This is a genomic window from Paenibacillus sp. FSL H7-0716, assembly GCF_038002705.1.
In the GTDB taxonomy this organism is placed as follows: domain Bacteria; phylum Bacillota; class Bacilli; order Paenibacillales; family Paenibacillaceae; genus Paenibacillus_AQ; species Paenibacillus_AQ odorifer.
In genome coordinates, this window is sequence record NZ_JBBODA010000025.1 from 21994 (window position 1) to 41769 (window position 19776).

17 protein-coding genes and 1 pseudogene are annotated in these 19776 nt (G+C 45.7%); 13 read left to right on the forward strand and 5 right to left on the reverse strand.

The window, feature by feature from the left end:
• Nucleotides 1-284 precede the first annotated feature (284 nt).
• The 3 genes from gltB (at nt 285) to MHH60_RS24655 (ending at nt 6757) form a co-directional block, all read left to right on the forward strand.
• Nucleotides 285-4880 carry a glutamate synthase large subunit gene (gene gltB, locus MHH60_RS24645; protein WP_076137192.1) on the forward strand — a complete coding sequence of 1532 codons (4596 nt, stop codon included), beginning with the start codon at nt 285-287 and terminating at the stop codon, nt 4878-4880.
• A gap of 169 nt (nt 4881-5049) precedes the next feature.
• On the forward strand, nt 5050-5976 hold the full coding sequence (locus MHH60_RS24650) for an ABC transporter ATP-binding protein (protein WP_232061156.1): 927 nt from the start codon (nt 5050-5052) through the stop codon (nt 5974-5976).
• Complete coding sequence (locus MHH60_RS24655) at nt 5969-6757, forward strand: ABC transporter permease (RefSeq protein ID WP_076137194.1); 789 nt, start codon at nt 5969-5971, stop codon at nt 6755-6757. The genes MHH60_RS24650 and MHH60_RS24655 overlap by 8 nt, the downstream gene beginning before the upstream one ends.
• Before the next feature lie 8 nt (nt 6758-6765).
• On the opposite strand, the gene MHH60_RS24660 is transcribed toward MHH60_RS24655, so the two are convergent.
• Complete coding sequence (locus tag MHH60_RS24660) at nt 6766-7215, reverse strand: bactofilin family protein (RefSeq protein WP_038568928.1); 450 nt, start codon at nt 7213-7215, stop codon at nt 6766-6768.
• A 38-nt stretch (nt 7216-7253) separates the two neighbouring features.
• Nucleotides 7254-8543 (reverse strand): peptidoglycan DD-metalloendopeptidase family protein, encoded by a 1290-nt coding sequence (locus tag MHH60_RS24665; RefSeq protein WP_081389091.1) that lies wholly within the window; start codon nt 8541-8543, stop codon nt 7254-7256.
• Nucleotides 8544-8696: 153 nt separating this feature from the next.
• Here MHH60_RS24665 and cls point away from each other — a divergent pair, with 153 nt between their 5' ends.
• Together cls and MHH60_RS24675 are read left to right on the forward strand one after the other, a co-directional pair.
• Nucleotides 8697-10127 carry a cardiolipin synthase gene (cls, locus tag MHH60_RS24670; RefSeq protein ID WP_076137198.1) on the forward strand — a complete coding sequence of 477 codons (1431 nt, stop codon included), beginning with the start codon at nt 8697-8699 and terminating at the stop codon, nt 10125-10127.
• A gap of 240 nt (nt 10128-10367) precedes the next feature.
• The gene (locus MHH60_RS24675) at nt 10368-11207 is read left to right on the forward strand and encodes a YitT family protein (RefSeq protein ID WP_232061500.1); all 840 of its coding nucleotides are present in this window, start codon (nt 10368-10370) and stop codon (nt 11205-11207) included.
• Between the two features lie 203 nt (nt 11208-11410).
• Here MHH60_RS24675 and ligD read toward each other — a convergent pair whose 3' ends face one another.
• Nucleotides 11411-12295, reverse strand: a complete 885-nt coding sequence (ligD, locus tag MHH60_RS24680) for a non-homologous end-joining DNA ligase (protein ID WP_076137202.1) — start codon at nt 12293-12295, stop codon at nt 11411-11413.
• Nucleotides 12296-12417: 122 nt separating this feature from the next.
• On the opposite strand from ligD, the gene MHH60_RS24685 reads away from it, so the two are divergent.
• From MHH60_RS24685 to MHH60_RS24700, 4 genes are all read left to right on the forward strand, one after another.
• Nucleotides 12418-13020 (forward strand): RNA polymerase sigma factor, encoded by a 603-nt coding sequence (locus MHH60_RS24685; RefSeq protein WP_256715188.1) that lies wholly within the window; start codon nt 12418-12420, stop codon nt 13018-13020.
• Nucleotides 12984-14168, forward strand: a complete 1185-nt coding sequence (locus MHH60_RS24690; RefSeq protein ID WP_076137204.1) for a hypothetical protein — start codon at nt 12984-12986, stop codon at nt 14166-14168. The genes MHH60_RS24685 and MHH60_RS24690 overlap by 37 nt, the downstream gene beginning before the upstream one ends.
• 555 nt (nt 14169-14723) lie before the next feature.
• Nucleotides 14724-15539, forward strand: a complete 816-nt coding sequence (locus MHH60_RS24695; protein WP_076137206.1) for a hypothetical protein — start codon at nt 14724-14726, stop codon at nt 15537-15539.
• 26 nt (nt 15540-15565) lie between these two features.
• Complete coding sequence (locus MHH60_RS24700) at nt 15566-16372, forward strand: hypothetical protein (protein WP_076137207.1); 807 nt, start codon at nt 15566-15568, stop codon at nt 16370-16372.
• A gap of 45 nt (nt 16373-16417) precedes the next feature.
• Here MHH60_RS24700 and MHH60_RS24705 read toward each other — a convergent pair whose 3' ends face one another.
• The gene (locus tag MHH60_RS24705) at nt 16418-17365 is read right to left on the reverse strand and encodes an ATP-dependent DNA ligase (RefSeq protein ID WP_076137209.1); all 948 of its coding nucleotides are present in this window, start codon (nt 17363-17365) and stop codon (nt 16418-16420) included.
• A gap of 12 nt (nt 17366-17377) precedes the next feature.
• The gene (gene ku, locus MHH60_RS24710) at nt 17378-18349 is read right to left on the reverse strand and encodes a non-homologous end joining protein Ku (protein WP_076137211.1); all 972 of its coding nucleotides are present in this window, start codon (nt 18347-18349) and stop codon (nt 17378-17380) included.
• A gap of 139 nt (nt 18350-18488) precedes the next feature.
• Between ku and MHH60_RS24715 the strand changes: the two genes are divergently transcribed.
• The 4 genes and pseudogenes from MHH60_RS24715 to tsaE all read left to right on the forward strand — a co-directional run bounded on the left by MHH60_RS24715 (nt 18489) and on the right by tsaE (nt 19774).
• Nucleotides 18489-18659, forward strand: a complete 171-nt coding sequence (locus tag MHH60_RS24715; protein WP_162636663.1) for a hypothetical protein — start codon at nt 18489-18491, stop codon at nt 18657-18659.
• A 31-nt stretch (nt 18660-18690) separates the two neighbouring features.
• Nucleotides 18691-18876 carry an H-type small acid-soluble spore protein gene (locus tag MHH60_RS24720; RefSeq protein ID WP_036676525.1) on the forward strand — a complete coding sequence of 62 codons (186 nt, stop codon included), beginning with the start codon at nt 18691-18693 and terminating at the stop codon, nt 18874-18876.
• Nucleotides 18877-18988: 112 nt separating this feature from the next.
• Nucleotides 18989-19132, forward strand: a pseudogene (locus MHH60_RS24725) (multidrug resistance efflux transporter family protein); the annotation flags it as partial.
• Between the two features lie 159 nt (nt 19133-19291).
• The gene (gene tsaE, locus MHH60_RS24730) at nt 19292-19774 is read left to right on the forward strand and encodes a tRNA (adenosine(37)-N6)-threonylcarbamoyltransferase complex ATPase subunit type 1 TsaE (protein WP_076137213.1); all 483 of its coding nucleotides are present in this window, start codon (nt 19292-19294) and stop codon (nt 19772-19774) included.
• Nucleotides 19775-19776: the final 2 nt, after the last annotated feature.

A 19776-nucleotide genomic window follows, 5' to 3' on the forward strand; every position in this document is an offset into this window, starting at 1 on the left:
AAACATATTAGAAGGAATGAAAAATCTTGTAACGCTTTCATTGCATATGCACTTATGCGTTATTTATGTATAATTATGCAATATGAAGTTTTTTTAAACTTTTACTCACTAAAGCTGTGATGCAAAAACAAATGTTAATCAGCATCATAAAAAAGTTTAAATTGCGCTGATGATACCTCGGTGATAAAATAATAGCACTAATCTGGATTGAATAATTATTAAGATTTTCATGTGAAAAATTTTCCTAAGACATTGCATACTTTATAATAGAAAGGTTGCGTTCGATGAAACACACTGAACTGCCCGTAAAACAGGGCCTGTATGATCCCCAGTTCGAAAAAGATGCTTGCGGCATGGGATTTGTAGCTCATATTAAAGGCACACCGTCTCACAATATCGTAAGTAATGCTTTGACAATGCTCTTTAATATGGAGCATCGGGGAGGCCAAGGTAGCGAACCCAACTCTGGTGACGGAGCAGGTATCATGCTTCAAATTCCGCACCGTTTCTTTGCAAGCGAAGCTCAGAAGCTAGGCTTTGCTTTGCCGGAACAAGGCCATTATGGCGTGGGCATGATCTTTTTATCTCATAACGAAGAAGTTCGGGCGCAGCATGAAGCTCTCTTAAGCAATATTATTGCTGAAGAAGGTCAAATAGTACTCGGCTATCGTGATGTGCCTACCTATGATGAAATGCTTGGCAAGACAGCGAAAGCTGCTAAGCCTTTTGTGCGTCAAGTATTTATCGGCCGCTCGGCTTCGGTCACGAATGAGTTGTCTTTTGAACGTAAGCTTTATGTAATCCGCAAACGTGCAGAGCTTGCCATTCGTTACGGTGGTGCAGAAGAGGATGAATCCTTCTATATTCCAAGCTTGTCGTGCCGTAAGATTGTATACAAAGGCATGCTGACTACAGAACAAGTCGGACAATTCTACCTGGATTTGCAGAACGAAGAGCTGGAATCAGCGATCGCGTTAGTTCACTCCCGTTTCAGCACGAACACCTTCCCAAGCTGGGAACGTGCGCATCCCTACCGCTTTATGATCCACAACGGTGAGATCAACACCTTGCGTGGTAATGTGAACTGGATGCATGCGCGCCAATCATTGTTTAAGAGCGAAGTGTTTGGTGAAGATCTGAACAAGATCAAGCCTGTTATTAACCCGGATGGATCGGACACTGCAATGTTCGATAACACCTTTGAGTTTCTCTATTTGAGCGGCCGCTCTCTGCCACAGGTAGCCATGATGATGGTTCCTGAACCATGGAGCAATCATGATAGTATGGATGCTGATAAAAAAGCATTTTATGAATATCACAGTACTCTAATGGAGCCATGGGACGGGCCTGCTGCAATGGGCTTTACCGATGGTATACAAATCGGCGCTATTCTGGACCGTAACGGCCTGCGTCCTGCTCGTTATTATGTAACGAAAGACGATATGATTATTTTATCCTCAGAAGCCGGTGTACTGGACATTCCAGCAGAGGACATCTTATATAAAGACCGCCTGAAACCTGGACGCATGCTGCTCGTGGATACGAAGGAAGGCCGCATTATCTCCGATGAGGAAGTTAAATCGGCTATCGCCTCTGAGAAGCCTTATCGCCAGTGGCTGGATGAGCATTTGATCAGTCTTGATGAGCTTCCGGATGCGCCTGAACTGCCAAATCCTAAGCATGACAATGTACAACAGCTACAGCAGGCTTTCGGCTATACTTTTGAAGACTTGCGCAAAGTGCTTGAACCAATGGCTTCTACTGGTGCTGAAGCTGTCGGTTCCATGGGTTATGATGCTCCACTCGCCGTATTTTCGGACCGCCCGCAACGTCTCTATAACTATTTCAAACAAATGTTTGCTCAGGTAACGAATCCACCCATCGATGCCATTCGTGAAGAGCTGGTTACATCCACAACGACTACGATTGGACCAGAGCGTAATTTGCTTAAACCGGAACCGGAAAGCTGCCGCCAGATCTCGCTGCAAACGCCAATTCTTTCGAACGAAGATTTTGCTAAGATTCGCCATGTTCGCCGTGCAGGCTTCAAATCGATGTCTATTCCAATTCTTTTCCCGGCTGAGCTTGGGGCAGAAGGATTACGCATCGCGCTTGAGCGCATGAACGAGGCTGCTGACCGTGTTATGGCTAAAGGGCATAACATTCTGATTCTGACTGACCGCGGTGTGGACAGTGAGAATGCTGCGATTCCAGCGCTGCTTGCGGTATCAAGTCTGCATCACCATTTGATCCGCCAAGGAACACGGACGAAAGTTAGTATTTTGCTGGAATCCGGTGAACCACGTGAAGTCCATCATTATGCGCTGCTGCTCGGTTATGGTGTGAGTGCAGTAAATCCTTATCTGGCTTTTGAAAGCTTGGATGACATGATCGGCCAAGGTTTATTGCGGGGAATCTCGCATGAAAAAGCAGTGAAGAACTATATTAAAGCTGCGACTAAGAGCGTAGTTAAGATTCTTTCCAAAATGGGAATTTCGACGATTCAATCTTACCGCGGTGCGCAGATTTTTGAAGCTGTGGGTCTGAACTCTGAATTCGTGGATCGTTACTTTACTTGGACACCTTCCCGGATTGGCGGTATTGGCCTGGAGGAAGTGGCAACTGAGGCGCTTATCCATCATAACCGTGCTTTTACAGAAAAAGACGGAAATGATAAGGTGCTTGACTCCGGTGGCGATTATCAATGGCGTAATGATGGGGAAGAGCATCTATTCAATCCACAGACTATTCATCTGCTTCAGCACTCTGTGCGTAGCGGGAATTATGATATGTACAAGAAATATGCTGCCCTTGTTCAAGGAGAAAGCGAGAAGCAATTGACGCTTCGTTCCTTGTTGCAGTTCAAGTCAGCCTATGAACCGATTCCACTGGAAGAAGTAGAACCGGCATCATCCATTATGAAACGGTTTAAGACGGGTGCAATGTCCTTTGGTTCCATTAGTAAGGAAGCACATGAGACATTGGCCATTGCGATGAACCGGATCGGTGGCAAGAGTAATACAGGTGAGGGCGGCGAAGATCCAGCCCGCTATATTCCGGATAGCAATGGTGATTCACGTCGCAGTGCGATTAAACAAGTAGCTTCTGGACGTTTTGGTGTTACCTCGAACTACCTAGTTAACGCTGATGAGATCCAGATTAAAATGGCTCAGGGCGCTAAACCAGGGGAAGGTGGACAGCTTCCGGGACGTAAAGTTTATCCTTGGGTCGCTGAAGTACGTGGCTCAACAGCAGGTGTGGGTCTGATCTCACCTCCACCGCATCATGATATTTACTCTATCGAGGATTTGGCAGAGCTGATCTATGATCTGAAAAATGCAAATCCACGTGCAAATATTAATGTTAAGCTCGTATCGGAAGTTGGAGTGGGTACGATTGCTGCGGGTGTAGCCAAAGGGCGCGCTGATATTATCTTGGTTAGTGGCTATGATGGAGGTACAGGGGCATCGCCGATGAACTCCATTCGTCATGCGGGTCTTCCGTGGGAGCTTGGCTTGGCTGAAACCCATCAGACATTGATGCTCAACAATCTGCGTGACCGTGTAGTTCTGGAAACAGATGGTAAAATGCTAAGCGGCCGCGATTTAGCTGTAGCTGTATTGCTTGGGGCCGAAGAGTATGGTTTTGCTACTGCTCCACTAGTCTCTGTTGGCTGTATTATGATGCGTGTCTGCCAAATGGATACTTGTCCGGTTGGTGTAGCTACACAGAATCCGGATCTTCGTAAGAATTTTACCGGTGATCCGCAGCATGTAGTTAACTTTATGACCTTTGTGGCACAGGATCTGCGTGAAATTATGGCAAGTCTCGGCTTCCGTACAATTGAAGAGATGGTAGGCCGTACCGATTGTCTAGACGCAACTCAGGCGTCGAAGCATTGGAAGAAGAAAGGCATAGATTTGAGCAGCCTGCTGCATACACCGGAATTACCGGAAGGAAGCACACGCTTCCGCAGTAAATACCAGAATCACGGTCTGGAAGAGACACTGGATGTTTCGCAGCTGCTCGACCTGGCAGCACCTGCACTGGAATCAGGTACGGCTGTTGAGGCATCACTGCCAATCACGAACGTTAATCGTGCCGTCGGAACTATCCTTGGCAGCGAGCTGACCCGCAAGTATGGGGCCGCAGGTTTGCCGGATGATACGATTCGGCTTCATTTCACCGGTTCTGCTGGTCAAAGCTTGGGTGCATTCGTGCCTAAGGGAATCACGCTTACGGTGGAAGGAGATTCCAATGACTATGTAGGTAAAGGATTGTCGGGTGGTAAGATTATTATCAAGCCATCTCCGAAAGCTACCTTTGCTGCTGAGGACAATATCATTATCGGAAATACTGCATTCTACGGTGCAACAGGTGGAGAAGCCTATATCAACGGTATCGCTGGGGAACGTTTTGCCGTCCGTAACTCCGGAGCGAAGGTTGTTGTAGAAGGCGTGGGTGACCACGGCTGTGAATACATGACTGGAGGCCGAGTGGTTGTCCTTGGTGAAACTGGCCGTAACTTTGCGGCAGGGATGTCAGGCGGTATCGCTTATGTCTACGACCCAGATAGAACCTTCATCGGCCGCTGCAATCTCGAAATGGTACTGCTCGAGAGAGTGGAAGAGTCTGAGGAGATCGAAGAGCTGCGTGAGCTGATTATCCGCCATACCGAGCTTACAGGTAGTGCGGCTGGCGCACGGGTACTGGATCAGTGGGCAGATAGCTTGCCGAACTTCGTTCGTGTCATTCCGAAGGATTACAAACGGATGATGGAGCAAATTCGCAAGGTAGAACAAACCGGATTGACCGGAGAAGCTGCGTTGATGGCTGCATTTGAAGCGAATATGCGCGAGCTTGCCCGTGTTGGCGGTTAACTGTTGTACTTGAATGAAATAGGAACTATATGAATAAGGGGACCTGACTCTTCCTAATACCGGAGAGGTCAGGTTCCTTTTTTTAGATGGCAGACTCTTATCCTCTAGTGATTTTCGGAAAAAAGGGTATATGTGGTAAACTAGGTTATAGATGAAAGGAAGTGAGACTATGTCGAATACAGAAATATTGATGGAGCCTGTTGCCCGCCTGCAGGGAGTCACCAAAAAAATCGGCTCGAAAACGCTGGTGAGCGATTTAACGCTGGACATCCCGCCAGGACAAATCTTCGGTTTTTTGGGACCCAACGGAGCAGGTAAGACTACTACAATACGGATGATGGTAGGATTGATTTCCATTAGTCGTGGAGACATCTTGATCTGTGGCCGTAGTATTAAAAACCATTTTGAAGAGGCTATCGCAAATATAGGGGCCATTGTAGAAAATCCAGAGATGTACAAGTTCCTCACCGGTTATCAGAATCTGCGCCAATATGCACGGATGGTACCAGGGGTAACGAAGCAACGGATAGATGAGGTTGTCGAGCTAGTCGGATTGGGTCAAAGAATTCATGACAAAGTTAAGACCTATTCGCTAGGTATGCGTCAGAGGCTGGGAGTGGCTCAAGCACTGCTGCACAGACCCAAGCTGCTGATTCTAGATGAGCCAACCAACGGGCTGGACCCACAAGGGATACGCGAGCTCCGAGACTATTTACGCCGTTTATGTCAGGAAGAAGGAACAACTGTATTCGTCTCCAGTCATTTACTTTCCGAGATGGAGCTCATGTGTGACAGCGTAGCGATTATCCAAAATGGACGACTGGTGGATGTGAAGCAGCTGAAAGGGGTAGGCAATACTGTAATGCCTCTGGGAGAAACCTTGTTCGAGGTTGATAATGCTGAAGCTGCCTTAGCCCTCATTGGACGTGGAGTATTTAAGAGTGGGGGACTTGTGCTTGAGGCAGAGCGTGAGGAGATTGCAGAATTAAATGCCAAGCTAGTGGCAGGTGGGATTAAGGTGTATAACATCAGAACTCTTGCCCGTACGCTGGAGGATCAATTCTTAGAGGTTACAGGAGGTGAAGGAATTGGGTGAGTTTACAGCTCTCATACATAATGAGAATATCAAAATATACAGCCGTGTCCGCACATGGATTATGCTGCTTATTCTTGCAGTGATGAGCGTGCTGCTTCCTGCGCTTATTTATTTCACAAGCGAAGGCGATTCATCGCTTCTGGGGCTTTGGGACAACTTTCAGATGACGGTGAGTATTGCGTTCTTCTTGAATACAATCTTTACCGTTGTAGTGGCTTCTGACTCCGTAGCGGGCGAATTTACCTGGGGAACCATCAAGCTGCTGCTGATTCGCCCGTGGAGTCGCTCCAAGATCCTGCTCTCGAAATATATTTCCATGGTGTTATTCAGTTTGCTTAGCACCGCAGTATTGATTGCTTTTGGGTTTGGTGCTTCGTTAATCTTCTCCTCATCTTCGGGAGATACGATGTCGTCCATTACGGCTTGGAGTCCAGCGGAATATTCCTTCCTAGATCTCCTATGTCGTTACATTGAGCTTTTCCTGACTGCTGCTCTGGCTTTCATGGTATCTAGCGTATTCCGCGCAAGTGGGCTGGCTATTGGATTATCCTTATTTATTATGTTTGCCAAGAGTATTTTTACGGTTATTTTTAGTCCAGAACGGTTTGAATGGGCCCAATACTTGATCTTCACACATATGGATCTAAGAGGCTACCTATTGTCAGATACGGGTCCGGGGGGCTCTACACTTGGCTTCTCCATAGCTGTATTAGCGGTGTACTATATCCTATTCCTGGCCATTTCCTGGATTGTCTTCCGTAAAAGGGACGTTGCTTCATAGAAATAAGTCTAGCCGGCTTCAAGTGTTCCTTGAGCTTTGGAGGAGCGCTTGGCTGCCTTGTCCTTTTTCATATTACTTTTGGGCTCACCTGCTTTTTCAGAGGTGGGCTGTTCTTGCATGGCAATGGAGCCATTCAGGAGGCTGCCTTCCATAATGCTAAGTGCTCCTGCTGAAATATTGCCATGCAACTCCCCGGTTCCGGTCATAATGAGTCTGCGATCAGCCGTAACATCCCCGTATACTTTGCCGGCGATCACGATTTCCTCCGCTTTAATACTGGAGCGCACTGTTCCTTCTTCTCCTACAGTTACGACACCACTGCAAATAATCTCACCGCTAAAGGTACCCTCAATACGCAGGTTTGTATCACATTGGACCTTACCCTCTAGTGTTCCTCCATGCCCAATTAGGGAATCGGTAGATTTAAAGGGGACACGCTGCTGCCGTTTGTTCCACATTTATAAATTCCTCCTATTTTGAAATTAAATGTAACCTTTTAGGGTTTGACATACGCCAAAGGGTTGACAGTTTTATTCTGCTTCACAACCTGAAAATGAAGATGAGGACCTGTGCTTCGGCCAGTGCTTCCAAGTAAGCCGATTTTCTGCCCCTTGCTAACCTTGTCTCCCGCAGATACGATCATTCCGTTCAAATGCATGTACCAGGTTTCCAATCCATTTGAATGCTTAATCACGATGTATTTTCCGCGTGCGCCCATTTGTTCCGCAGTAATAACCTCGCCATCTAAGGCAGCATATACAGGATCACCGATGTTCCCAGCAATATCGACACCGGAATGGAACGCAGATAAACCTTTGAATGGATCTGAGCGGTAGCCGAAGCTTGAAGAAATGACTTTGGACTCGGTAGGCCAGAGCGGTACTGCGTTAAGTTTAGCCTTTTCTGCACGGGCCTTTTGAGCTTGCAGATTTGCCTGTACGTTATTCTCATGCTCTGCCTGTGTGATCGTCTGTGTGATACTTTCCACCATTTCATCAAGCATCCCGTGAATCTCCTCAAAGTCATCCTTAGTTTCTTCCACCAAGCTCGTAGCGTCGTTCTGATACACCGCGATGTATTCTCCACCAACCTGCGGGGTGAGTGTTTTTGGAAGGGCTGCGGTGATGGCTCCAAAGCGGAAACTTATGGCGGATAGAGAAGTGGAAGATGAGTTCTCTTCAGTACTCTGCTTAAAGGAGGTCTCTTTAGGAACGGGAGAAGAAAGACGGCTCGATAAACCTAATGTTGAATTTGAAGTGGCCGATCCAGCTTTTGATTTTTCTGTTGCAGATTTCTCCGTTTGGGATTCATTCGAGTCTGTAGCGGCAGCAGCACCTTTGCTTTTGTTAATCAATGCTTGCAGCTCCTGTTCCAGTGCATTTACACTCTTCAGCTTGTCTTTAATGTTATCTGCCTCTTCCGAAAGCTCGCTGACCTGGCTACGAAGCTGTGTTAAATCTTTATCCTTGTCGGCGACCTTCATTTCCATGCGGAGATTGGTTAGCGATAGTGCGGCTGCCTCGGCTTCTAGCTGTGAGATGGACTGAGAGGCATGGAAATGCATAGAGGTGACCAGACTGGAGATAGACAGGGCTGCTGCTGCCGGTAAGGCGAACGCTAGCGGTTTGGAGATGTGGAGCTGTTTGACTGGACGTCCGGCATCCCTTACGACAAGCAGCGTAATCCGTTTATGATCTGGCTGACTCTTCATGGCTTCTCCTTTCTGCGGCTTATGGTAGCCGCTTGCGATACCTGAGGCTAACGACTTTTCTTCCATTAGGCTCATCCGAATTGTCCTACTACTCTATGTATTCCATATCTTTCAGGAACATGACAACGGTTTGTTTGAATAAAGAAGGAGAGTTACGGCAAAACCTGTACTAGAGTCATCATAGAGAGTCTATTGCATCTGTTTTTATGAATTGAGGGGGGTAGAGAATTGAAGATTTTCGCGATAATACTAATTCTTTTTATCATACAGATTGCATTGATTGTATTTCTGGAGTACCGCCGCCCGCAAAGGGCTATAGCATGGTTATTTATTTCCTTCTGTTGTCCACCGCTCGGTCTGGCATTCTATTATTTTCTAGGTCGTGACTACAGACAGAATAGAAAATTGAACAAAAGATGTACTTCGCTCTTCCGGGAAATTCGTTCGTATGTCACTGGTAAGATTAAGGTAGTAAAACAAGCATCGGATACTGGCAACGCTCAGTTTGAGAATAACGAAGGTTTATTGGGTTTGCTTGCAAAGCTCTCGGAAGGGCCTATTACAGGCCATAACAAAAGCAGAGTACTGTCAACTGCAAGAGAAGCTTACGACGCTATGCTGGAAGCCATGGAAGAGGCAAAAGAACATATCCACATGCAATTTTATATTTATCGTGATGATGAGATTGGAGAACAGTTTCAGGACGTTATGATTCGAAAGGCGCGGCAGGGAGTAAAGGTGCGTTTGCTTTGTGATGGACTGGGCAGTCATCGATTAAGCCGTAGGTTTATTCGAACCCTGAGAAATGCCGGGGTCGAGTTCCACTTTTTTTTACCTCCGATTAGTTCTTTACTGGATCGTCGGTTTAATTTCCGCAATCATCGGAAGATCCTAGTGGTGGACGGATTGATTGGTTTTACAGGTGGAATGAATATCGGGGATGATTACTTAGGAAAGGACGCCAAGATGGGTTACTGGCGCGATACCCATCTGCGTTTAGAAGGAGATTCTGTTTATTATATTCAGTATGTCTTCCTGAAGGATTGGAGACTGGCCTCTGGTGAAGGTATGAGCCATCCTCGTTTGTTCCCTGAGCACTCTTGTAAGGAGCAAGAAGCCGTGCAGATAGTAGGAAGTGGACCGGATGCTGCAATCGATGCTTCTCAGGAGATGTATTTTGCCGCTTTTTGCTCTGCTAGGGAACGGATCTGGATTACATCGCCGTATTTTATTCCGGACCCTGCGATTTGTCGTGCTTTGAAGAGTGCAGTCCTTCGTGGAGTGGATGTTAGAATCATCATTCCGGCGAAGCCTGATAATAAGCTTGTTTATCATGCTTCTTTGTCTTATCTGGAGAATTTACAAGATGCAGGCGTGAAGTTCTATCGCTACACCAAAGGATTTATGCATGCCAAAGTCATGATAGTGGATGATCTGCTGGGTACGGTGGGAAGTGCGAATCTGGATATGCGCAGCTTCTATTCTAATTTCGAAATGACAGCGGTTTTGCTGCATGCTGAGACGATAGCAGTGCTAGTCGCGGGGTTTGAAAAGGATCAAAAGAACAGTGAATTCATTGATCCTGTAAAATTTAAGGAGAGAGGGAGAATTGTCAAACTCGGTGAAGGGCTATGTCAGTTGTTATCACCGCTGTTATGACCGGAAAGAGGACTAAATCTGAATTTTTCGAAGGATAGTACGTGTTCCATTCATTATTAGAGCATATTTTGTGATATAATAATTGTATAAGAAGAAATGTAAGAAAGTATAGATTGTAATTATACTTCCGAATGTTTCAAAACTATACTGTTAAATTGTAGGGGGAGTTCTATGAATGTGAGTCCACAAATGTTTACCAAAGAGGAGCAGAACAAACTGCAGAAGACCGGTGCCCATAAAATGGCTAAGTTCGCGCAGCGTATGATCATGTTATCCGTAGGGGCCGCCATGATGGCTGTTGCACTTGAGATATTCCTAGTACCTAATCAAATGATTGATGGCGGGATTACCGGTATCTCTATTATGTTATCACATTTATTCGACATTCCTCTGGGTATATTATTGACATTGCTCAACCTTCCGTTCCTGTTAATCGGTTATAAGCAAATCGGTAAGACATTTGCCTTATCTACGTTATATGCGATTTTACTTATGTCTATCGGCACTTCAATGCTGCATCATGTAGAGGCCTTTACAGTTGAACCGATGCTTGCTGCCGTGTTTGGCGGTATTATTCTAGGTGTAGGTGTTGGGTTGGTTGTACGTTTCGGGGGATCTCTAGACGGTACAGAAATTGTTGCGATTTTAGTAGCCAAGAAGCTTCCCTTCTCTGTAGGTGAAGTAGTTATGTTCTTCAACCTGTTCATTTTGTCCGGAGCTGGATTTGTGTTTGGTTGGAATAACGCGATGTTCTCCCTGATTGCTTATTATATTGCATTTAAGGTTATTGACATCACCCTTGAGGGTCTGGATCAATCGAAATCAGTATGGATTATCAGTGATAAATTCCGCGATATCGGGGAAGCTTTGACAGAGCGTCTTGGACGTGGTGTTACTTATTTAGATGGAGAAGGCGGATTTTCCGGTGAGAACAAGAAAGTGATCTTTGTAGTTATCACCCGTCTGGAAGAAGCTAAGCTTAAAACCATTGTTGAAGATTGGGATTCTGATGCATTCATCGCAATAGGTAACATCCATGATGTTAAAGGTGGCCGCTTTAAGAAGAAATCCATCCACTAGCGTAGCTCTTAAGTATCATTAACTGAAAGAAGGTATTTTTACGGATAAAAAAGCAATAAATACGGTGAACAAAGCTAGGCATGCCGTATTCTTATATAGTATACCTTCTGTCCTTGAGTGGGACGCCAAATAAGCTCGTAGCATGTAGTTGATGCTGCGGGCTTATTGCTGTTTTTGGGGCTTTTTTCAATGGGATTGCTCCTTTATGGGAGCTTAGCAATGAGCTGTTCAACGGGCTGTGGTGGCACTTTCTCTAAAAGATCTCCCATACGCTGAAGGCGTTCCTCGATATTGAGCAGATGAAAATCAGAGGGAGATACATTTTGCTGAACCTCCTCCCAGAGCAAGGGTGTAGAAACTGTAGCGAGTGGTCTTGCACGTGGCGTGTAAGGTGCAGCTAATGTTTTGCCGCTATAATGCTGGAGGTAGTCAAAATAGATTTTATCTCCGCGATTCTTTTTTAGACGTTCCAGGGTGAACAGGTTGGGATGCTTTTCGGTGACATAACGACCCACAAAATGCCCGATTTTCCGCAATCCATCAAAAGTAACGCCAGTCTCGATAGGGACGATAATTTGCACCCCGGTAGCACCGGAGGTTTTGGGTACAGAGGAGAGGCCGAGGGAGGTTAAGACCCCCCCAACGATCGCAGTTGCTTCCATGATGCGGGGTTCGATCTCAAGTGACGGATCAAGATCAATCATCCACTCACAGGGCAGCTCGCTGCCTACATAATGCAGGGAAGGGTGGAATTCCAAAGCAGCGAGATTTCCCAGCCAAAGCAGCTCAGGTAAACCTTGCAGCTTGATATAGTTAATATTCTCGTGCACAGCGGTTTGGACAAAGGCCGGAAGCGGATCAGGTGCATTTTTCTGATAAAAGGACATTCCAGAGATGCCGTGCGGATAACGAATGACGGTAAGCAGCCGGTCCCGGCAATAACGCAGCAGATAGGGAGAGAGTGCAGCGAGCTTTTGCAGATAAATCCGTTTTGTAATGCCACATTCGGGCCACAGCAGCTTCTCTGGATTAGTGATGATGATTTCTTCTCCGTCTATGGTAATTGTACCTTTGATCGCTGCCGGCATCGGGAAACTCCTTTCTGTGATAGGAATGAAGGTATTATGTGTCAGTCTGCTCCTTTTCATGAAAAAAAAATTCCCAAAGTGTCCCTTTTGGATGATCATAAGACTTATAAGGATATACGTTAATGAGAAAGGGGAGTTTGCTGATTTTGGACGGGATCGAGCACACCGTTGTTCGGGTACAGGCAGGCGAGGTAGATTCCTATGCCTTAATCGTCGAGGCTTTTCAAAAGCCGATTTACCGCTATTGCTGTCGGCTGCTTGGGAGCCGTACTGAAGCGGAGGATGCAGTACAGGAAATTCTGGTAAAGGCATATCAGCATATAGGCACATACCGCCCTATCGCGAGCTTCTCTTCATGGCTATATAAAATTGCCTACCATCATTGCCTCAGTATGATCCGCAAACGTCAAAGCCAAATAAAGTTTATGGCGCTTTTTCAACCAGATCCGCCTGCGGAAAGCCCGGAACAGTTGATGGACCGTTACATATTTAACGAACATCTGACTTTTGCCCTCGCGAAGCTAAAGACAGAGGAGCGAAACCTGTTAGTACTTAGAATCTTTGAGGAACAGAGCTTCCCGGAGATTGCGGAGATTCTGGATAAGAATACTGATGCTGTGAAGAAGAAATACAGGCGAACGATTACGAAGCTTGGCAAAATGCTGAATGCTCAGAAAGGGGGAACGGAATGGTGCGGCAACGAGGCTTTGTTGAAGAGAAAATGATCAAGAAAATGGATGCGGTAGGGAGCTGCGAAGAGCTGGATGTAAAAGCAGCTGTTATGAAGCGGGTAAGAGCAATTCATGAACAACAGAATAGGATTGACGGTGAAAGGACGAGCATGGTTAGCGAGCTGAAGCCGTTCCCAGAACCGGAAGATCCTATTATGCAAAAGCAAAGGGAGATGCCCCAACACCCGTCTAAGTTTAGAAAAAGAGTGCTCACTGGAGTCTCCGCGGCTGTATTGCTGGGGATTATCGGGTTGGGTGCTCTGCAGCTGTCTGAACATGGAAAGTTATCGGAACAAGGTAGCCAGTTTACAATTGATATCACAAAACCCCCAGGTGGTATTATTACACTAGTGAACAGCGGAGGGAAGGCTGTTGTGAAGACGATGCATAATAATACGCCTGATCCGACAACCTCGCCTGCGATAGAGAAGTATCAGAGCTTATCTATGACTTATAAAGAGCAAGTGCTTGCTCGTTTAAACACTGGAGAAATGGCTGCTTATTATGTGAAGGATGCCGAATTAAATAAGCTGGAGTTAGGGTTAGGCTATGGAAATCAATTGCAGTTTGCTTTTATTTCGCCGGTGTATTCGAAATATCAAGACTTCGTAAAAGAATTAAAAACTGTTGGCGATTTCTGGCCAGGGTTGCCTTCCTCGTTAGCTGATGGTTATGAATTCGAGCAAGGAACCTTTAATGCAGCTCCCCTATACAGGTCGCTAGACCCAGAATATGAAGAAATCCTTGAACAATTTCAAAAAAAGGCTACAACCGATAAAACTGGGCAGAACTTATTTATGGAGAAGATAGCTGCAAATTCCATAGATAATGCTGAGGTTACCTACGACAAGGGAGATCAAAGAATTACACTATCCTTAAGGCAGAGTGTTTTTAAGGGTTATACCATGCAAGTGTCTATCTTGGAAGGCCAGACTGCTGAAAAATGGTCTGTGACAGGTACAGGTAAAGAGGCAATATTTATCGCGGCGGGTACTGGAAAAGGGAAGAATGCTTGGTTTTCTCAGAATCGATTGTATTGGTATGATGAAGTCACCCAGATGGTTTTTTCTCTAAGCGACAAGCAGGAGAATAAACTGACTCGTGAGCAATGGCAAAAGATTGCCACCAGTTTTATTCACTAGCTACTGTTCTAACAGTACATTATGAGAAGCTGTCTCAAAAGTAGTGAATTCTACTTGGGAGGCAGCTTTTTTTATGGAATAGGGGAATGATGGATTTTACTGTGCCATGTGACGATATGCCACGCGTAGTGTTCTATGCTAATGGTTGGGGCGGTGGGCGATGTGCTATGTGTGATTTTCGTGCGGCTTGCAGTAGATGATTTTGTGGAATTAGTGGTATATGTGACGGTGGACTATGGGCGTTACGTTCTGTGTTTGTGCAATGTATAGAGTGCTTTAAACTAATTATAAGTCCGATGAACAGAAATCTCTGAATTTTAGGGAGAAATTCCCCAATTATTCTATAAGAGCTTTACTTATTGCATCACTTGGTGCGTCACTTGTAATGTTAAGAACAAAAAAGAGGCTGTCCCCAAAGTCGTGAACTAGTTGCTTGGGACAGCCTCTTTTTTGTGAGAAAATGTCCCTTTTTCTAATGTTGGATTGTTATAGAAGTGTAGTTAAAAAACAGGGGTGAAAATAAATTTACCTTATTGAAGGAGAGGATGTTAGAAATTGAAGCTCCATTATGATTTCAAAAAAACAGTTATCACGTTCTCTGCAGCAATCTTGCTGGGAACAGGAGTGGCCGGGGGTGTGGATGTACCCGGCTTGTCTTCTACAATTGCGGCGGCATCAGGAGCACAGGTTGCATCACAAACCGATCAGAAGACCCAAAAGGAATTGCAGGCACTCGTAGCTGGAGTGAAGGAAGGTACGCTTTTGGCCTACTACGTACGGGATAAAGTCTCCAATCCACAGGATACGATCAGCTTCTCTGGCAAAGGGTTTGTTTTTAAAGACTATAAATCCTTTGCTGCGAAGTTTAAAGCGCTAAAGGGTCCGTCTATTCCGCAGCCCGGAAATCTTCCTAAAGGCTTCACTCTGGCGAGAGCGATCATCTATCCACCGGCTGTAGCTAATGATTCAGAGCTGTATTTGCAACTAGAGCAGGAATTGAAGGCAGCAGCGGTTGCTGGTAATTCTAATAAACAGTTGTTTAGTAAAATCATCAGCTGGAACCAGACGAATTTGTCTATGCAGCTGTATGCCAAAGGAAAAGCCAATTTTAGCATTGTAACTGGGCCGCCGCCATCCAAACTTCCGGAAGGAGCGGTACCTTTTGTAAGAGCTTCGGAATCTAAGAAAGAATTAACGGTCAACGGCAGGAAAGTAGTACTTACAACTGATTCCGCTAAAGACGCAAGCTTTAACACAAAACTAGTATGGCAGGATAACTCAGGCACGATACAATATACCCTTTCAGACAATCGGGCCAGTACGCTGACGACAATTGAAATGCTGGCGGTAGCTAAAACCATGATCAAATAACCAAGGGGCTAAAGGAGGATATTATAATGACGATTAAGAAAAGCGCGGCGATTACAGCCTTAAGCTTATTAGTATTGATTGGTGCGGTGAGTGGAACAGCAGGCGCAGTGCCTGCGGGGAGTAATAATAAAAGTAAAGCTACCGCACCCGTTGAGCAGAATACGCCCGTATCTTCAACGATTGAAGCTTTGATTGCCAAAGAAAATACGGTTCCCTTACAAGCAGGCGAACTTAAGGTCCTGTATGTAAATGATAAGAAATCTAATCCACATGAAACCTTGAGTATAAGCTATATGCCATATAGATTCAGTTCTATAAACGAAGCGGCGCAGAAGTTTTTTTCCTTAAGCGGGAAGTCACTCCTGATACCCACTTCTCTACCAGAGGATTATAAGTTACAGGATGTCGTTTTAAATCCAGTGATTCCAATGTTTTTTAGCTCAGAGTATAAAACCCTCAGGGATCAATTAAAAGCTAAAGCCCAAGCTGGTGGTAAAAAGGTGATTTCGCAAAGCTTGAAGTGGAGCAATACAGAAACCTCTATCACCTATCTACGAAATGGAGAGAGGGTGAATTTAAGATCTGCACCTGCATACACGCTACCGGAAGGGGTGACTTTGGCCCAGCTGCCTGGGGATCAGGATGAGAGCTTGACCATCAACGGGGTTGAGGCGGTCTACACAGTCTTCGGGCCTCATCACGGTGATCGTAAAGTCCAGCTGGTATGGTCCAGTGCTGATGGAAGTGTCGATTATACACTTACGAGTACAAAAAATACCGCGCAGACAAAGGCAGAGCTGGAGGCCCTTGTAACAAGTCTTACAGCGCAATAAGAAACGTCCTCCCACTTCAGATTGGGAGGACGTTTCTTTATTAATTTATCCTTTTTGCTCCATTGTGCATGCCTCCGGGGGAAGATCCACTTTAGCTTGAGTAACAGGCTGACGCAGAGTGCCCGAGGTGTTCCATTCCAGAAAATGAACTTTGAAGACGAGCTCCGGCTTTATCCAAAAAGCACCCTTGCCTCGCTGTGGAACATCTGCAAAGGGCATCCGATCCAGTTTAAGGCTGTGTGCCTCCGCAGTTAAGTCGCGTTTATCCTGTACAGTCAATTTGCCCGGACCGGCATGTCCTATATAATGCAAATTTCCTTTTTCGTCATAAAGACCAAGAAGCAACGCGTTGACGATACCGTCACGGAACGTCACACCCCCGGCTACAGCTGTAATATCAGAACTGATTTTGCGTTTCTGCCAACGTTTATCTTTTCCGCCCGGAGCATAAGTACTGTTGACGTCCTTGCAGACGATCCCTTCCAAGCCCTGGTTCTGAGTGGCGGCGAACAGTTCTGTAGGATCGGTATAACTTGGCACAGCTTGAACATGGGGATGCGGCAGCAGAATGTCACTTAACAGCTGCTGCCGCAAGAATAATGGTTGATCCATCGTCGATTGGCCATTATAAAACAGAATATCAAAAATCATATAAATGACAGGAACCTGATGCCTAACGACGGAAATAGTGGAACCATTTTTCAAACTGTCCCTCCGCATCACCTCATGAAATGAGGGTTTGCCGTCCTTGAGCGCGATAATCTCACCATCTAGAATAACGGAGTCAGCCTTGCAGTAAGCAGATACATCAGTAAGTTCTGGATATTGCGTAGTACGGTAATTGCCACGTCTGTTAATAAGCTGAGTAGTGCTTCCATCGTAATAGGACAACATCCGTACGCCGTCCCATTTAATTTGTGCGATCCACTGGTCACCTGCTGGAAGCTGCCCAGCCAGTATAGGTTCAAAAGGAATAATGGGCTGAAGCTTCATCCGCAGAGCCTCCTAAGATACGGTTGTTTTGCTTTTCGTGCTGCGGCGTTTCGGTTTCGGCGTGATGACTGGAGCCGGCCCGGAGACCTCGTTTTGCTGCTCCGCAGGTTCCGCGGCGGTTGTTTTGGTCTTGACTGTTTTTCTTTTGGCAGCAGGAGCCGCTTTAGTTTTGGTTTTTGTGTTGCCTGTTAATGAAGGACCAGGGTCTGAAGGAATATGCTGCACAGCTTGAATACTAGCCTGCAAGGCGGCCATTAGATCAATCACATTGCTTTCCTGTTTAGCAGGAGCGATATGAAATTCCTCGCCTGCAATTTTATGTGAGATCAGATCAAGCATACGCTGGCGATAATCATCGGTATATTTTGCCGGATCAAAAGGAGTGGATAACTGTGAGATCAGCAGCTTAGCCATTTCCAGCTCTTTATCGTTCACTGTTCCTGCTTCGGGCAGACCAGGCACTTGTGAGATCGGCCGCACCTCATCGGGATAAAAAATGGTCTCAATCGCAAGGCAATCCTCAAGCACACGGATCGCTGCCAGACTGCTTTTTGAGCGGATTGAAATTTTGGCGATGCCAATTTTACCTGTCTGCTTCATGGCTTCCATAAGAAGTCGATAAGCATTTGATCCTGCCTGATCCGGGGATAAATAATAGGTTTTTTGAAAATAAATCGGATCGATTTCTGTCAGGTCAACAAAGTCGAGAATGGAGATGCTTTTACTGGTCTCGTCGGATAGTTGATCCAATTCCTCTTTGTCGAAGAGAACAAACTTCCCTTTTTCATACTCATATCCTTTACCGATCTCTTCCCAAGCGACCTCTTTGTCACACACCGGGCATTTGCGTACATACGACAGCGGGCTGCCACATTCCTTATGGATATAACGCAGAGAAATGTCCTTGTCTTCCGTAGCGGAGAACATTTTAACCGGAACATGCACAAGCCCGAAGCTTATGGCTCCTTTCCAAACGGTATGCATGAGAAACACCTCCTGATCTAAGTTGATTTGCTTTGGGTTAGTATGAGGCAGGAAAGGCTTTTCTAGCCGGGTGCATTTTTTGAGAAGCTTGGGAAAAAATAAACTCGGACCTGTGAAGTTGAGGAGGAGAATCTAAGGTATGGAACCAAGAGATAACGAATGGAGCGATGCGCTGAGCGAGCAGGATATTCCGGCCACAGTTGTGGATTGGGAGAGCATTATTGCACCCGCGGAGGCCAGTCAGGTATCCGATTCGGAAAAGCTGGATGCGGAACGAACCCTCGAAGATACATCACCCTTAGAATCGTAAACTTTAGGAAAGATAAAGGAGGAGAACAGTTGTGGACGTCAAACGGGCACAGGATATTTATGCTTCTAAAGAAACGGTAAGTGTACATTTGGATGGGGAGCCTGTATGGATTGAACATGTGGATGAAGAGAACGGAATGGCTACGGTACAAGTTGGTTCTCGACCAACCAATACGCACACTGTGGGTGTTGAACGACTCGAAGAGCAAGAGCACTAACAAAGGTCTACTTAGAGCCTACGTTAAAGCTGAATTATAGTTTTTAAAAAAAGAGACTTTTTATGCTTAAGTTTGCGTAAAGGTCTCTTTTTTGCGTAAGAATTAAAGCAATACATTGGGTCAGGCAGGACAGTCCATTATTGTTGCGCTGTGTTCAGGAGTTATTGCGACAGTATTATTCTTTCAGGCTACAGATATGGTAAGGAGCAGCATGAGCGGATTAGCGGCAGTCGAAGCCACCCAATCTCACAGCGTTCATTATCGAAATCTGCTTAACCACGCAAGTGAAGAAGAGGGCTTTACCTCCTTCGGCTTAAACAATGGGCAGGGACAGTTGTTGCGGTGGATGGACCATACCGATATAATTGAATGTAATGGTTTTCGACAGGTATATTTTAAAAGGTGGTAGTTGTAGTTGGACAAAACAGTCGAAACGGTGTTCACTTACCGTTCTTACAATCTGCAGGATACGGAGCAACTGGCAAGTGCAATAGCTGCTGCTTCAACGGCAGGCATGGTTATCGGTTTGGACGGTGATCTAGGCGCAGGAAAAACGGCCTTCTCGCAAGGTTACGCTCGCCATCTTGGAGTGAAAGGGATCGTAAACAGTCCTACTTTTACTATTATTAAAGAGTACGAAGGTCGTCTGCCGTTATATCATATGGATGTATATCGGATTTCACTTCAGGAAGCAGATGAGCTTGGATTGGATGAGTATTTCTATGGTCAGGGTGTTTGTTTGGTAGAATGGAGCAGTATTATTACGGAGTTGATGCCGCCGCGGCATATGCATATATACATGGAAACAGTTGGACCGGAGGAACGAATCATTACGGTGACCGGAATCGGGGAGCCTTATGGTGAGCTTTGCCGGGAGCTGATCCAGAAGTGGGGTTAATA